This is a genomic window from Burkholderia ubonensis subsp. mesacidophila (assembly GCF_002097715.1).
In the GTDB taxonomy this organism is placed as follows: domain Bacteria; phylum Pseudomonadota; class Gammaproteobacteria; order Burkholderiales; family Burkholderiaceae; genus Burkholderia; species Burkholderia mesacidophila.
In genome coordinates, this window is record NZ_CP020738.1 from 1,953,318 (window position 1) to 1,967,318 (window position 14,001).

General features: G+C 67.0%; 14 protein-coding genes. 8 read left to right on the forward strand and 6 right to left on the reverse strand.

The features are described from left to right. The first annotated feature begins 286 nt into the window (after nt 1-286). The 7 genes from cobA to B7P44_RS26185 all read left to right on the forward strand — a co-directional run bounded on the left by cobA (nt 287) and on the right by B7P44_RS26185 (nt 6,204). Complete coding sequence (gene cobA, locus B7P44_RS26155; protein WP_084910031.1) at nt 287-1,054, forward strand: uroporphyrinogen-III C-methyltransferase; 768 nt, start codon at nt 287-289, stop codon at nt 1,052-1,054. A 117-nt stretch (nt 1,055-1,171) separates the two neighbouring features. Further along, nucleotides 1,172-1,768 (forward strand): ANTAR domain-containing response regulator, encoded by a 597-nt coding sequence (locus tag B7P44_RS26160; RefSeq protein ID WP_084908825.1) that lies wholly within the window; start codon nt 1,172-1,174, stop codon nt 1,766-1,768. An 11-nt stretch (nt 1,769-1,779) separates the two neighbouring features. Beyond that, nucleotides 1,780-2,826 (forward strand): CmpA/NrtA family ABC transporter substrate-binding protein, encoded by a 1,047-nt coding sequence (locus B7P44_RS26165; protein WP_084910032.1) that lies wholly within the window; start codon nt 1,780-1,782, stop codon nt 2,824-2,826. Nucleotides 2,827-2,961: 135 nt separating this feature from the next. Beyond that, on the forward strand, nt 2,962-3,561 hold the full coding sequence (locus tag B7P44_RS26170; RefSeq protein ID WP_084908826.1) for a uracil-DNA glycosylase family protein: 600 nt from the start codon (nt 2,962-2,964) through the stop codon (nt 3,559-3,561). A gap of 31 nt (nt 3,562-3,592) precedes the next feature. Then, nucleotides 3,593-4,372 (forward strand): YkgJ family cysteine cluster protein, encoded by a 780-nt coding sequence (locus tag B7P44_RS26175; protein WP_084908827.1) that lies wholly within the window; start codon nt 3,593-3,595, stop codon nt 4,370-4,372. An 88-nt stretch (nt 4,373-4,460) separates the two neighbouring features. After that, nucleotides 4,461-5,381: a helix-turn-helix transcriptional regulator gene (locus B7P44_RS26180; RefSeq protein ID WP_084908828.1), complete on the forward strand. Its 921-nt coding sequence runs from the start codon at nt 4,461-4,463 to the stop codon at nt 5,379-5,381. A 124-nt stretch (nt 5,382-5,505) separates the two neighbouring features. Continuing rightward, nucleotides 5,506-6,204, forward strand: a complete 699-nt coding sequence (locus B7P44_RS26185; RefSeq protein WP_084908829.1) for a fumarylacetoacetate hydrolase family protein — start codon at nt 5,506-5,508, stop codon at nt 6,202-6,204. Nucleotides 6,205-6,282: 78 nt separating this feature from the next. Here the strand turns inward: B7P44_RS26185 and B7P44_RS26190 are convergent, their stop codons facing one another. The 3 genes from B7P44_RS26190 to B7P44_RS26200 form a co-directional block, all read right to left on the reverse strand. Then, complete coding sequence (locus B7P44_RS26190) at nt 6,283-7,482, reverse strand: multidrug effflux MFS transporter (protein WP_084908830.1); 1,200 nt, start codon at nt 7,480-7,482, stop codon at nt 6,283-6,285. Between the two features lie 266 nt (nt 7,483-7,748). Beyond that, on the reverse strand, nt 7,749-8,918 hold the full coding sequence (locus tag B7P44_RS26195; protein ID WP_084908831.1) for a WD40/YVTN/BNR-like repeat-containing protein: 1,170 nt from the start codon (nt 8,916-8,918) through the stop codon (nt 7,749-7,751). A gap of 39 nt (nt 8,919-8,957) precedes the next feature. After that, the gene (locus B7P44_RS26200) at nt 8,958-9,227 is read right to left on the reverse strand and encodes a MoaD/ThiS family protein (RefSeq protein ID WP_084908832.1); all 270 of its coding nucleotides are present in this window, start codon (nt 9,225-9,227) and stop codon (nt 8,958-8,960) included. A 222-nt stretch (nt 9,228-9,449) separates the two neighbouring features. Between B7P44_RS26200 and B7P44_RS26205 the strand changes: the two genes are divergently transcribed. Continuing rightward, nucleotides 9,450-10,895, forward strand: coding sequence for a DEAD/DEAH box helicase (locus tag B7P44_RS26205; RefSeq protein ID WP_084908833.1), 1,446 nt, complete (start codon nt 9,450-9,452; stop codon nt 10,893-10,895). Nucleotides 10,896-10,913: 18 nt separating this feature from the next. Here the strand turns inward: B7P44_RS26205 and B7P44_RS26210 are convergent, their stop codons facing one another. The 3 genes from B7P44_RS26210 to B7P44_RS26220 form a co-directional block, all read right to left on the reverse strand. Next, on the reverse strand, nt 10,914-12,506 hold the full coding sequence (locus tag B7P44_RS26210) for an amidohydrolase family protein (protein WP_084908834.1): 1,593 nt from the start codon (nt 12,504-12,506) through the stop codon (nt 10,914-10,916). 83 nt (nt 12,507-12,589) lie between these two features. Next, complete coding sequence (locus tag B7P44_RS26215; protein WP_133117914.1) at nt 12,590-13,210, reverse strand: 2OG-Fe(II) oxygenase; 621 nt, start codon at nt 13,208-13,210, stop codon at nt 12,590-12,592. Nucleotides 13,211-13,229: 19 nt separating this feature from the next. Continuing rightward, nucleotides 13,230-14,000 (reverse strand): hypothetical protein, encoded by a 771-nt coding sequence (locus B7P44_RS26220; RefSeq protein ID WP_084908836.1) that lies wholly within the window; start codon nt 13,998-14,000, stop codon nt 13,230-13,232. Between the last annotated feature and the right edge of the window lies 1 nt (nt 14,001).

The following is a 14,001-nucleotide window of genomic DNA, read 5'->3' on the forward strand; positions in this document are numbered from 1 at the left end:
GCGGGGCGCGATGCGGAACGCGCCGCGTTCAAAGGCTGGCCCGGATATTGCTGAACAGTTGGCAGACATCGGCAATGGCGCCGGTGTGCGGTACTCGCAACGCGCGCGCCCGCCGTCACGGACGGGAACGCATCCGGACAACGGCGTCCCTCCGTGCCCGACACATGGGCGGCATGGGCGGACGCCGTTGTCGCTTCGACGGCGCGCCTGCGGGCCGCCGCACCGGGACCGTAGCGGAACCCGCTACGCAATCGACCGCCACGCACGCGTGGCAATGGAACGCATCATGACGACTGGCAAGGTCACCCTGCTCGGCGCCGGCCCCGGCGATCTCGACCTGCTGACGCTGAAGGCCGTGAAGGCGCTCGCCGCCGCCGACGTGCTGCTGCTCGACGATCTGGTCAACCCGGAGATCGTCACGCTCGCGCCCCAGGCGCGCGTCGTGCGCGTCGGCAAGCGCGGCGGCTGCCGCTCGACGCCGCAGGCGTTCATCGAGCGGCTGATGCGCCGCTACGCGCTGCGCGGCGCGCACGTCGTGCGCGTCAAGGGCGGCGAGGCGCTGCTGTTCGGCCGCGCCGGCGAGGAACTGAAGACGCTGCGCGACGCGGCGATTCCCGTCGAGATCGTCAACGGCATCTCATCCGGCTTCGCGGCGGCCGCGAGCCTCGGCGTGTCGCTCACGCACCGCGACCACTGCCAGGGCGTCACGTTCGTCACCGCGCACCTGCAGGACCACGGCGAGCCCGACTGGCCGCGCCTCGCGGCAACCGGCACGACGCTCGCGATCTACATGGGCATGACCCGCATCGAGCGGATCGCGGCCGGCCTGCTCGCCGCGCTGCCCGCGTCGACGCCGGCCGCGGCCGTGCAATGGGCGGGCACGCCCGCCGAGCGCCGCTGGACCGGCACGCTCGGCGCGCTGGCCCAGGGCGTCGCGCAGGCCGGGCTCGGCAGCCCGGCGGTGATCCTGGTCGGCGCGGCGATCGGCGAAGCCGCGGCGTGCGCCGGCGCGGCCGATGCCGATACCGACGCTGCCGCCCGGCGCGCGGCGTAGGATGCGGCGCGCACTGCGGCGCATGCCGCCGATCTATATTGAAAGCGTCGGCCGCCCGCGCGGCGGCCGGCGGAAGTCCCGCCGGGACGCCGCTCTCCAGTTTCATCGGCTTGCATCATGAGTGCGTCCGCTACCCACGCCAGGCTGCGCGTGCTGCTCGTCACCGATACGCAGAAACCGATCGGCGACCTGCGCGATGCGCTCGCGCGCCTCGGCTACGAGATGCTGAACGAAGTGGCGACGCCGGCGCGACTGCCGGCCGCCGTCGAGGCGCAGCGGCCCGACGTCGTGATCATCGACACCGAATCGCCGTCGCGCGACACGCTCGAGCAGCTCGCCGTAATGAACGCGACCGCGCCCCGCCCGGTGCTGATGTTCAGCCCTGACGCCAACCAGACGCTGATCCGCGCGGCGGTCGGCGCGGGGGTCAGCGCGTATCTCGTCGAAGGGCTGTCCGCCGAGCGGCTCGCGCCGATCCTCGAGGTCGCGCTCGCCCGCTTCTCGCACGACGACGCGCTGCGCCGGCGGCTCGCCGACGTCGAGCGCGAACTCGCCGACCGCAAGCTGATCGATCGCGCGAAACGCCTGCTGATGGACCGCCGCCACCTGTCCGAGCACGACGCGTACGCGACGCTGCGCAAGTGCGCGATGGACCAGGGCATCCGCATCGTCGACGCCGCGCGCCAGGTGCTCGCGGCCGACCCTCAACCATGACCGTCACCGCCATGCCCCCTTCGACCGCCGCCGCGCCGGAACGCGCGCATCTCCGTCTCGGCTTCGTCGCACTGAGCGACGCCGCCCCGCTGATCGTCGCGCAGCGCCTCGGCCTCGGCGCGCGCCACGGCCTCACGCTCGAACTGAGCCGCCAGCCGTCGTGGGCCGCGGTGCGCGACAAGCTGCTGTCCGGCGAGCTCGACGCCGCGCATGCGCTGTACGGTCTCGTCTGCGGGATGCAGCTCGGCATCGGCAGCCCGCAGGCCGACATGGCCGTGCTGATGGTGCTGAACCGCAACGGCCAGGCGATCACGTTCTCCGGGCCGCTCGCCGACGCGTACCGCGCGCGCGGCAACCTGCGCGACGCGCTCGCGACGCTCGGCCGCCCGCCGGTGTTCGCGCAGACCTTCCCGACCGGCACGCACGCGATGTGGCTCTATCACTGGCTCGCGTCGCACGGCGTCGATCCGCTGCGCGAGATCCGCAGCGTCGTGATTCCGCCGCCCGAGATGGTCGCCGCGCTCGCGCAAGGCGAGCTCGACGGCTTTTGCGCGGGCGAGCCGTGGCATGCGGTCGCCGAAGCGTGCCGCGCGGGCCGCACCGTCGCCGCGACGAGCGAGGTCTGGCCCGATCATCCGGAGAAGGCGCTCGCGTGCCGGCGCGACTTCGCCGAGCTGTATCCGAACGCCGCGCGCGCGCTGATCCGCACGCTCGTCGACGCGTGCGCATGGCTCGACAGCCCCGCGCACCGCCGCGAAGCCGCGGACTGGCTCGCGTCGCCGGACGCGATCGGCGTGCCGGCCGCGCTGATCGCGCCGCGCCTGCTCGGCGACTACGGCGCGGGGCCGTTCGCCGCGCCGCCGCTGCCGGTCGCGTTTCATGCGAACGGCACGGTGAACCGGCCGTGCGCCGACGACGGCCTGTGGTTCCTGTCGCAGTACCGGCGCTGGGGCATGTTCGACGGCGCGCAGGACGACCGGGCGCTCGTTGCTGCGATCGCGCAAACCGCGATGTATGATGCTGCCGTCGCCGAAACGGGCGCGACGCACGCCGGATGATTCGCGGGTTCGGGAACGCATTCCCGGGCCGGTTCCCGGACGGATGATCCGACGAACATTGGGTCGATGCGCCCGTCCCCGGCTCCCGGCGCGCCTGCCCGAAGCGACGCGCCGCCCGCAACCTGCCTGTCCCCGATGCCGAAACGAACGCATGCGCCGCTCGACGCGCTGCTTGCCGAAATCCGAGCGTGCCGCGCGTGCGAAGCCGAGCTGCCGCTCGGCCCGCGCCCCGTGCTGCGCGCGCACCGCGACGCCCGCATCCTGATCGTCGGGCAGGCGCCCGGCGCGCGCGTGCACGCGAGCGGCATCCCGTGGGACGACGCGAGCGGCAAGCGCTTGCGCGACTGGCTCGGCGTCGACGCCGACACGTTCTACGACGCGTCGCGCTTCGCGATCGTGCCGATGGGCTTCTGCTATCCGGGCCGCGGCGCGAGCGGCGACAACCCGCCGCGCCCCGAATGCGCGCCACTGTGGCTCGACCGCCTGCTCGCGGAGCTGCCGGCGATCCGCCTGACGCTGCTGGTCGGCCAGTACGCGCAGCGGCATTTCCTGCGCGACACGCGCAAGGCGACGCTGACGGACACCGTGCGCGCGTGGCGCGACTACGGCCCGGCGGTGCTGCCGCTGCCGCATCCGTCGCCGCGCAACACCGGATGGTTCAAGCACCATCCGTGGTTTGACGACGACGTCGTGCCGGAACTGCGCCGCCGGGTCGCCTCCCTCGTCCAGCCGTGATCCAAACCCCGAATCCAACCAGGAACCCTGAGTGAACGACATCGATTTCGCGTGCACGGCTTGCGGCAAGTGCTGCCATGACCTGCGCCTCATGCTGACGATCGACGAAGCGATCACGTGGCTGCAACGCGGCGGCCGCGTGGAGCTGCTGTGCGACGCGATCCCGTGGCCCGTCGAACCCGAACCGGACAACGCTTTCGCCGCATACAAGCGGGCCCGCTCGACGCCCGCGCTCAGCGGCGCGCTGCCGGTGCGCGTGACGACCGTGCTCACCGCGTCCTACGCGGGACCGTGCCCGAACCTGCAGGCCGACATGCGCTGCGGGATCTACGACGAACGGCCGCTCGTGTGCCGGATCTATCCCGCCGAAATCAATCCGTTCGTCGCGCTGTCGCCGGAAGGCAAAGGCTGTCCGCCCGACGCGTGGCGCACGACGCCGCTGCTGCGCGGCGGCGTGATCGTCGACGACGACACGCGCCGCAACGTCGAGCGCTCGCGCGCGGCGAACGTGGCCGAGGCGCCGCTGCGCGCGCAGGTGTGCATGGCGCTCGGTGTCGCCACGGCGGCGGTCGCGAACGAGGGTTTCGTGATCCATGCGCCGCCGCCGGACGCGCTGCTCGCCGCGCTGAACGGCGTGCGCACCGTGCCATCCGTGAGTGACGCGGACGCGCAATGGACGCTGCTGTCCAATCGCGCGGCGACCGTGGACGCCCTTGCGTCGACGGGCGCCGCGGCCGGGCTGACGGCGAGCGCGGCCGACGCGCGGCCGTTCCGCTACCTCGGGTTCTTCCCGGACGCGGCCGCCGCGTGACGTACCACGCCGGCGCGGCCCGTTCCGGCCGCGCCGCGTTCGCTGTACCATCGCGGCTCCATCCGCGTCACGAATTGCTGAATCCGTCATGTCCTCCTTCGCCCCGCCGCGCCTGTACGGGATGCCCGAACGCAGCGACCGGCTCGATTTCTACATCCGCGACCAGGCGTCGCGCCAGGCGATCACCGAGCCGCACCGGCACGCGTACTTCCAGGTCCAGTTCAACCTCGGCGGCGACACCGAGCAGCGCATCGGCGGCGTCACGCGGCCGTTTCCGCGCGGCGCGCTCGCGTTCGTGCTGCCGTACCGCGAGCACCTGATTCCGCATCCGGGAGGCGCGCACTTCATCGTGATCAACTTCAGCCAGGCGTTCCTGCGCGCCGATCTCGACGTCGATCCGCTCGACCTCGAGGACGTGCCCGCGCACCGCTTTCCCGAGCTGACGCCGTTCCGCTTCCAGGAGCATCTGGATTTCATCCTGACCGGCGACACGTTCGAGGAGGCGCGCCGTCTCGCGCTGTGCATGATCGACGCCGACCGCGTCCGCACGTTCGGCTCGACGACGCTCTTGCGCGGCTATCTGCTGCAGCTGATCGGGCTCGTCTGCACGCAGTACGCCGGCGCGCTCGACAAGCTCGCGCAGCGCGGCGCGCACCGCGCGGGCCGGCGCGACGCGCTCGCGCGCGTGCTGCGCCACGTGCGCGCGAACCTGACCCGCGAAGACCTGACCCTCGCCGCCACCGCCGAGGCCGCGTTCCTGTCGCCGAACTATCTCGCGCACCTGGTCCGCAAGGAGACCGGCAGCACGTTCACCGATCTCGTGACCGAGCGCCGCATCGCGCTCGCGCAGTCGCTGCTCGCGCACACCAGCCGGCGCATCGCCGAGATCGCGCGCGCGGTCGGCTTCCGCGACGAGGGGTATTTCGCGCGGCGGTTCCGCGCGCGGGTCGGCGTGTCGCCGAAGGCGTATCGCGATGCGAACGCCGCACTGCCGGACGGCGACGCGTAGTTTTGTCCCGGAAATACGCAGTTGCGTAGCATCCGGCGCAACGCGCGTCGAGTATCGTTCATGCATACCGGCCGCCGCGCAATGCGCGCGCCGGCTGCATCTTCAACCCGAACGAGGCCACCCGATGTCCGAATACGTCATCGACGCTCCCGAGCGTCCTTCCGTCGCAGTCGACCAGTCGTCCGCGCGCTTTGCGCTGCGCCGCGTGTTCTGCGTCGGCCGCAACTACGCCGAGCACGCGCGCGAGATGGGCGCCGATCCGACCCGCGAGCCGCCGTTCTTCTTCATGAAGCCGGCCGATGCGATCGTGCCGGCGGCCGGCGCCGTCCCGTATCCGCCGCTGACGAGCGACCTGCACCACGAAATCGAGCTCGTGGTCGCGATCGGCCGAGGCGGACGCGCGATCGACCCGGCCGACGCGCTGTCGCACGTGTGGGGCTACGGCGTCGGCGTCGACCTGACGCGCCGCGACCTGCAGGCCGAAGCGAAGAAGCTCAGCCGGCCGTGGGACTGGGCGAAGGCCTTCGACGCGGCGGGCCCGGTGACCGCGCTGCGGCCGGCCACCGCGACCGGTCATCCGGCGGCGGGCCGCATCTGGCTGGCGGTCAACGGCGAAACCCGGCAGCAAGGCGACCTCGCCGACATGATCTGGCCGGTGCAGGACATCATCGCGGCGGTGTCGCGCTCGGTCGAGCTGAAGGCGGGTGACCTGATCCTCACCGGCACGCCGGCGGGCGTCGGCGCGCTGCAGCCGGGCGACCGCGTGACCGGCGGGGTCGATGGGGTGGCGCAGTTCGAGTTCGTGGTGGGGACGAAGGCGTAAGCGCAACGTTCGCCGATGCGCCCGCTTGGATCCGGACCGAAACCAGCCGACCCGAGCGGGCGTGCGAATCGGCATCAATCATCGCAGGCCATCGCGCGCATCCAGTGAGCGCGCGTACGCCGCCGCCAGCAGCGCGAGCGTGGACGACGCCAGCATCATGCCGAGCGACGCATAATCCGCATTGCCGTCGGTCAGCACTGCGCCCGTCACCGACGACAGCGCGGCGCCGCCCGCGATGGTCATCGCGCCGGCGAGGCCGGAAGCACTTCCCGCGAGGTCGGGCCGCACCGACAGCACGCCGGCATGGGCGCACGGATTCGTCAGACCGTTGCCCACGCCGACCAGCAGGCACGGCCCGAACAACGCGAAGACGTGCCGGACGCCGCAGAAGTACAGTGCGAGACCGATCAGCGGGCCGGCACACGCGATGATGCGCCCCGTGACGATGATCGTCGCGCTCGAGCAGCGCCCCGCGTACCGGCCGGACAGAAAACTGCCGAACATGAATCCGGCCGTGACGCTCCCCATGTAGAAGCCGATCGTCGCCGGCGGGATGCCGAATACCGCTTTCGCGGCCAGCGGCGCACCGGCCAGGAACGCATAGAAGGTGCCCGTCGAGAACGCCATGCACGACGCATAGGCCCAGAAGCGCCGTGCGCGAAGCAGCGCCGGATACGCACGGACTTGCCGCCTCAACGTGTCCGACGGATTCAAGTTGGTCTCGCGGAGGTCGCGCCAGCACCACGCGAACAGCGCGGCGCCGGCTACCGCGAGAAACCAGAAGCTCGCGCGCCAGCCGCACGCTTCGTCCAGCGCGCCGCCCACCATGGGACCGAGCATCGGGGCGATCGCCGCCGCCATCGCGGCATAGCCGATCCGGCTCGCCGCCCGCTCCTTGCCCGCCGTGTCCCGGATCACGGCCATCGAGATCGGATAGCCCGACGTAATGCCCGCCTGAAGCACCCGGCAAGCCAGGAAAATCCGGACGTCGGTGGCCAGCGCGCAGCCGACCGACCCGACGACGAAGACCGCAAGGCCGGCCAGCACGATCGGCCGCCGTCCAAAGCGGTCCGACAGCGGCCCCATGACCAGTTCGAGCGTTGCGGCGACGGCCGCGTATCCCGCGAGCGACAGGCTGACGAGCGCGTAGTCGGTAGCGAACGTGCGCGCGATGTTCGGCAGCGATGGCAGGAACAGGCTCACGGGCAGCACCGATACCGCGCACAGCAGGATCAGCGTGACGAGCTTGGGTGGCGAGGATTCGGGAGTCGTCGGCATCGTCGATCGAAAGCAAGGTGGCTTCGGGCAAAAAAAAACCCCCGACTGAGTCGGGGGCGCACGGGGTACCGGCCTGGTGCCGCTACCGGACCATGCGCCGACTGCCTACTACGATGACAAGGGTCGCTCTCATGTTTGAATGCTCGTGATCGTTTTGTCTGATGTTAGGTGGGTGACGGCGACAGCGTCAACATGGCCGGGTGGCGTCGCGTCAACCTGCGGCGGCGATGAAGCGCCAATTCAGCCGTCAACGCGTTCACCCGCCCTCATCCGAACCGCACGCAATAAACCGGCGGCAAATGCGCGGAAATCAACCGCCAGCTTTCGCCGCCGTCATCGGATGTCCATAGCGCGCCGGTGGTCGATCCCATCGCCAGGCACGTGCCGGAGTCGTCCACCGCGAGCCCATGCCGATACACGAGGTCATAGGCCGGCGCCGGCGGCAATCCGTGCGAGAAACGCTCGAACGTGCGTCCGCTGTCGCGCGTGCGCGTGACGACGAACTGGCCGTTCACCGGAATCCGGCACGCGTCTTTCACGGCGGGCACGAACCAGGCGGTGTCCGGCTCGCGCGGGTGCACGGCGACCGCGAAGCCGAAGCTCGACGGCTGCGCCTCGATCCGCTGCCAGTGCGCCGCGCCGTCGGTCGAGCGGAAGATCGCGCAGTGATGCTGCGTCCACAGCACGTCCGGGTTGGCCACGCATTGCACGACGCGGTGCGGGTCCTGCACGTTCGCATCGCCGCGCCGTTCCGGCGGCATGTAGTCGGCCTCCATGCCGTCGGCGCTCACGCGCCAGGTCGCGCCGCCGTCGTCGGTCTGCCAGACGCCGCCGCACGACACGCCGATCGACACGTGCCGGCTGTTGCGCGGATCGACCATCACGGAATGGATGCCCGGTGCGTCGTAGCCGCCGCCGAACCATTCGCGGCGCTCGGGGCGATCCCAGAGCGCGCGGTTGAGCGTCCACGTGTCGCCGCCGTCGTCGGAACGGAACAGCCCGCCGGGGATCGTGCCAGCCCACAGGACGCCGGGTTCGTCCGGGCCGCCGGTTTCGAGCGACCAGATTTGCTGGAGCGTCCAGGGAGGCGATGGCGGAACGGGGGCGGCGTTGCCGGTTGCGTTGTCCGCATCCGCATTTGCGTTCGTGCTCGCGTTCGCATTGCCATCGGTACGCGCTTCGTCGGGAGGCTGCGGCGGGTACACGGGGACTGCGCACTCCTCCCAATCCGCCGCGCCCGCACGCCGGCGATGCAGCTTCACGCCGAAGTGGCCGAGATTGAGCGCCGCGTACAGCGATCCGTCGCGCGGATCAGGCAGCACCATGCTGACCGGCTCGCCGACGAAATGCGGGTCGCCGAGCGTCCAGCCGCCGTTGCCGTCGGCCTGTAGAACGAACAGACCCTTGCGGGTCGCGACTAGCAATCGATCGTTCATTCCGTGTGCCTCTTCGTCTTCGGGTAACGATGGCTCCCTTTATCCGCCTGACAAAGCCTGTACGACGTACACCCGGCTTTCTTCGCCGAGTGCATCGGACAAATGTTGTCGGTCGCGAATCCGCTGGCCGTCGACAAACACGGCAAGATGCGCTCGCAGCGAGCCCTGGTCGTCGAGGATGTAGCCGCGCAATCGCGGCTGCGCGGCGAAGACGGCTTCGAGCGCTGCGCCGAGCGTGCGCGCGTCGATCTCGCGCTCGGGCGTTGCGATGTGTCGCTGGATCGAGGCAGCGAAGAAGATGTGCGCCATGACGGGAGAGCCGACGGGATGGCCGTGAAGGAACGGCCGGGTCCGTTGGTTCTGTAGTTTAGGTGATACGCCGCGCATGCTTTGGCGTATCGCAAACCATCATCAGTCGGTCGGTTGCGCGTCGGGTGCAGCCGGAGTCGGAAAGGCGACCTTGACCATTGATCTGCGCGGTGCAATCAGGCGGTAACCGCTAGAATTGCGGTTTTAGCCCGGAATTCGCCAATGTCTTTTGCCTCGCTCGGCCTGATCGATCCCTTGCTGCGCAATGTGCAGGACCTCAATTACCAGGCGCCTACGCCGGTGCAGGCCAAGGCGATTCCTGCCGTGCTCGGTGGCAAGGACGTCATGGCTGCCGCACAAACCGGCACTGGCAAGACGGCGGGTTTTGCGCTGCCGCTGTTGCAACGGCTGGTGCAACACGGCCCGGCGGTGTCCAGCAACCGCGCGCGGGTTCTGGTGCTGGTGCCCACGCGTGAACTGGCTGAACAAGTGCTGCAAAGCTTTATCGCTTACGGTAAAGGCCTCGATTTGCGATTTCTGGCCGCCTACGGCGGCGTGAGCATCAACCCGCAGATGATGAAGTTGCGCAAAGGCGTGGATGTGCTCGTTGCCACGCCGGGCCGTTTGCTGGATCTCAATCGCCAGAACGCAGTGCAGTTTGATCAAGTACGAACGCTGGTGCTGGATGAAGCCGACCGCATGCTGGATCTGGGCTTTGCTCGCGAACTCGACGCCGTCTTTGCTGCCTTGCCCGCTCAGCGCCAGACCCTGCTGTTCTCTGCCACGTTTTCCGATGATATCCGCGCCATGGCGGCGGGCATTCTGCGCGGCCCGGTCAATATCAGCGTCAGCCCGCCCAATGCCACGGCCAGCAAGATCAAGCAGTGGGTGGTGCCGGTGGATAAGAGGAACAAGCCTGACCTCTTCATGCACCTTGTCGCCGAGAACAACTGGGAGCACGCGCTGGTGTTCGTCAAAACCCGCATTGGCGTGGATTACCTGGCGGCCATGCTGGATGACGCGGGCTATGCGGTCGACACCATCCACGGCGACAAACCGCAACCCGCGCGCCTGCGTGCGCTGGAGCGCTTCAAGACGGGCGAAGTCAATATGCTGGTCGCCACCGATGTGGCTGCGCGCGGGCTGGATATCGACGACCTGCCGCTGGTGATCAACGTTGATCTGCCGATCGTGGCGCAAGACTATGTGCACCGTATTGGCCGTACCGGCCGCGCAGGCGCCAGTGGTGTGGCGGTGTCCCTCGTGTGTGCCGATGAAGCACCGCAACTGGCCGCGATTGAAGCGCTGATCCGGCAAACGCTGCCCCGTGAAGAAGAGCCGGGTTTTGAAGCCGAACACCGCGTGCCGCAAACCAGCGCGACGGGCCAGATCATCAAGAAACCCAAAAAACCCAAGAAGCCCAAAGTGCCGCCGGCTGCGACGGGCGCCAAGCAGGTGCTCGACAAAAAGCCCCGCCCGCAAAATGGCGAAAACAAGCGCAAGCCTGCGGCGCAGCGCGATGTGGCCGCGGGTAAAGGAACAAGCTTGTCCAGCGGTAGCCCATTCAGCGTGCAAAAGCCACGCAGCAAACCCGCCGGCAAGCCAGCTGCGGGTTCACGTAAGCCGGCGGGCAAACCCGCTGGTGGCCGCGGCAAACGCCAACCCTGATACTTGAGGTCATGGCCCTCACAACGCTGCTCTCAGCCATTCGGGCAGATTGGGGTTGGCCAGAATGCGTTGTCTGAACGTCGAGTCGTCTATCGACGTGATCGGATCGAGCTCCATGGGGTCGACATCACCAGGACCAATGGGTCGTACCCCTGTCACCAATTCGCGAGCATATTCCTCGTCCATTTCAAGCCGCACAAACAACGACTGACTCTCTGCGAACAAGGCCCGGTCGCCGGAGAATCGAGACGCGAGATCGGGCAGGTGCTCCAGCGAATAGCTCAGCGTCTTCGTGGCCTCCGCGAAACTCATGCTTGCGAGCGGATGAGTCGGGCTGACAGTTAAATCGAGAACCAGATCCTGACCGGCGACATGGACTTGCTCGACACCGGCAGTCTGCGGATCGAGTATCGACGCGCGGCCGGCGCGTGGGCGGCCGCCAATAAGGACGGCCACGATATCCTTTTCCGTCGCGTTGATCAGATTCGCATACGGATCCTTGTCCAGCGTATCGACGATCAGCAGGTCGGCAACCTTTCCGGCAGCGATGCTCCCCAGCGCGCTTCCCCACCCGACCATGCTGGCGGACCTCGACGTCACTGAACGGACCAGTTCCAAATCGCTGAAAATCGTTCCCTCTTGCTTGCTCACTGCCTTGGCAACCTTCAACTCCCCAAGCAGATTCTTGGTGCCACTCGGCGCCCAATCCGAGCCCAGCGCGAACGGCACGCCCGCTTCCTTGAAGGTTGCAATGTCCGTCGTCGCTCCATACAGCAGGAAATTGCTCAATGGGGACCACACGAGGCCGCCGCTGGCGCGCATAACCTGAATCCGCGCTTTGTCGAGCGCGGTGCAATGGATGCCGATGAAGTTCTTCCCAATCAGCCAGCTTCCATCGGGACGCTCGAGGTAGTCGAAGACGCTGCGGGCATTCTCATCGGTTCCCTCCGATACGTGCATCAAAAACGCATGGCTTGGATCGGTCAGCATCCGTCCGTATTTCTGCTCGGCTTCGGCTTGCGACCCGAAGTCGTTGATCTGATCCACGGCTGAAGGCCAGGCCGGATCGTCGGGAAGCTCGATGTTTCGCACGAGCCCCCGATACGACTCCACCGTCGCACTGGCCATCGTGCCCAGCGAAAGTCCCTGTGTCGTCGTGACGCCGCCAAGCAACGCGCGGCATTCGACGAATCGAACCACGGCCTTTGCGTTCTCCGACGTTGGGTCGTGCGTCAGCAGTGCCGCGGGAGAGGAAACATGTCGCTTGTAATCGGCGGCGCTGCGCCAGACCTGTCGATCAGGGAATCGGGTCGAGACGGACCAAAGGGGAATGGCGTTGTAGGCGGGGTGGTTGTGCAACTCGAACAAGCCGGGATAAATGGTCCCTCCCGTCTCAACGATCGGTGCACTCTCGAATGTTGCCGCGAGTGGCTGGTCTGCCGGACCGGTGTGCACGATCTTGTCGTCCTCGATCGCGACAACGCCATCCGGAATGACGGTCGCCGCATCGTCCATCGTGACAACCCGCCCTCGAAGAACCAGCCGCGCCGGCGTAATCGCCAATGCGCGGCGGAACCGGTCTTGACTTGTCTCAACGCGAAACCAAGCCATGTTTCACCTCATGTCATGCGTGCGTCCACCATTGTCGAGCGGTCAGTTGCACGGCCACCCCGGTCAATCAAACCGCGAGCGCACTATGTCGCAACCGCCACGCGAGGCGTGGTCCGGCAGTCAGTGAGCACGGAGAATGCGGGAAAATCCGCCAGGCTGTCGTCAGCCAGGTTGTATTGCTCGCAGACCACACTCATTCTCATACAGGAGGTCCGAAGCTCAGTGACGGTATGGACGAGATTTCCAAGGAAATGAATGATTTCGTTACGTTCGGGTTGCACGACGATTTCGCTTTCGCTGCCGACGTTCAAAACCAGGCTTCCTCCGACTGCATCGCGCGGAACGTCGACATATAAGATGCTGACGAGGTTCGGTATCAGTCTGACATTCCCGTTTCCGATCAGCCGGCAATCGATGTGTGGATCGACTCGTGATGAGCCTTCCAGAATCAGGGGGTTGATATAGAAGGCATTGCAGGCCTCGAACAGTGCACAGTCAAGGAAAGGTCGCAGGTACGGAAAGCGATGCTCGACCATGTCGATCCACTCCCGACGGAATACGATCGAGAAGCCTTTGCTGTTGACGAACTCCTTGCCCAGCGGACTCGGCCCAAGATACTCGCTGTTCAGGATGCCCTCTTTGAGCCTGGAAAGTTCCGTTTCGGCAAGCACATGACTCGCTCTTGCAAAGCAACGCTTGAACATTTTGTCGTCCCCGAACCGCTCAGAGAAATGAAGAATTCGTCCTTGAGTCTTCGTCCATTTCCTTTTCCGTCAACCTGTTGAGCACGGACTGGAATTCTCGCATCGACACGATGATTTGCTCTTCATATCCCTGATTGGCGAGATCAGCAAGAAAATCAGCGGTGTAGCGTATATGACCGACTTCGTCCCACACGATGATCGCCATCGCTCGCTCCAGATATCCTCGGCTTGCCTCAGGGGCATGGGCAAAAAGGACCGGCGTTAGAAGCTTCTCGAGGAAAAGGGCTCTGATCTCAAATAAATTTATCAGTATCAGGGAATTCAGCAGTTCCTCGAAATCATGCGATTCGCCCACTCCGTTCGCAGCGGGCGTCGTCAGGTTCAATGCCGGTGCGCAACCCCGCAGCCTGTCGCGAAGCTGCTCGGTTTCAATACGGGGAAACGTGCTGAAAGCGATTCGCGCGAACATTCGTGAATGCTTCGCCTCGTCACAGGCATGCTTTTGTATTCCCCGCGCCATCGCAACCTGTCCGATGCGGGCGCCGTATTCCCACAGCCGGCCAGCACTGTATCCTTCCATATCGACATTCGAGAGCAGAAGCGAGATCAGCCATTCCTGGTCTCGCGAGCGTCGCCTGAAGTCGTTGCCGAACCACCCCTTGGCATACGGGGGATCGTTGCCCGCAAGGGCCTGTGCAAGCACATTCGAGTAAACATCTCGCGCTGATCCATCCGAACGCGCGAGATGCTCGCCGACAAATCCGCAAACGAAAGACGCAACGGTGGTCATG

What these genes read in the sequence shown, in the direction of transcription:
- B7P44_RS26190 (WP_084908830.1), bottom strand. Translation starts at nt 7,482, where the DNA reads ATGCCGACGACTCCCGAATCCTCGCCACCCAAGCTCGTCACGCTGATC.
- B7P44_RS26195 (WP_084908831.1), bottom strand. Translation starts at nt 8,918, where the DNA reads ATGAACGATCGATTGCTAGTCGCGACCCGCAAGGGTCTGTTCGTTCTA.
- cobA (WP_084910031.1), top strand. Translation starts at nt 287, where the DNA reads ATGACGACTGGCAAGGTCACCCTGCTCGGCGCCGGCCCCGGCGATCTC.
- B7P44_RS26160 (WP_084908825.1), top strand. Translation starts at nt 1,172, where the DNA reads ATGAGTGCGTCCGCTACCCACGCCAGGCTGCGCGTGCTGCTCGTCACC.
- B7P44_RS26170 (WP_084908826.1), top strand. Translation starts at nt 2,962, where the DNA reads ATGCCGAAACGAACGCATGCGCCGCTCGACGCGCTGCTTGCCGAAATC.
- B7P44_RS26185 (WP_084908829.1), top strand. Translation starts at nt 5,506, where the DNA reads ATGTCCGAATACGTCATCGACGCTCCCGAGCGTCCTTCCGTCGCAGTC.
- B7P44_RS26180 (WP_084908828.1), top strand. Translation starts at nt 4,461, where the DNA reads ATGTCCTCCTTCGCCCCGCCGCGCCTGTACGGGATGCCCGAACGCAGC.
- B7P44_RS26220 (WP_084908836.1), bottom strand. Translation starts at nt 14,000, where the DNA reads ATGACCACCGTTGCGTCTTTCGTTTGCGGATTTGTCGGCGAGCATCTC.
- B7P44_RS26210 (WP_084908834.1), bottom strand. Translation starts at nt 12,506, where the DNA reads ATGGCTTGGTTTCGCGTTGAGACAAGTCAAGACCGGTTCCGCCGCGCA.
- B7P44_RS26165 (WP_084910032.1), top strand. Translation starts at nt 1,780, where the DNA reads ATGCCCCCTTCGACCGCCGCCGCGCCGGAACGCGCGCATCTCCGTCTC.
- B7P44_RS26200 (WP_084908832.1), bottom strand. Translation starts at nt 9,227, where the DNA reads ATGGCGCACATCTTCTTCGCTGCCTCGATCCAGCGACACATCGCAACG.
- B7P44_RS26205 (WP_084908833.1), top strand. Translation starts at nt 9,450, where the DNA reads ATGTCTTTTGCCTCGCTCGGCCTGATCGATCCCTTGCTGCGCAATGTG.
- B7P44_RS26215 (WP_133117914.1), bottom strand. Translation starts at nt 13,210, where the DNA reads ATGTTCAAGCGTTGCTTTGCAAGAGCGAGTCATGTGCTTGCCGAAACG.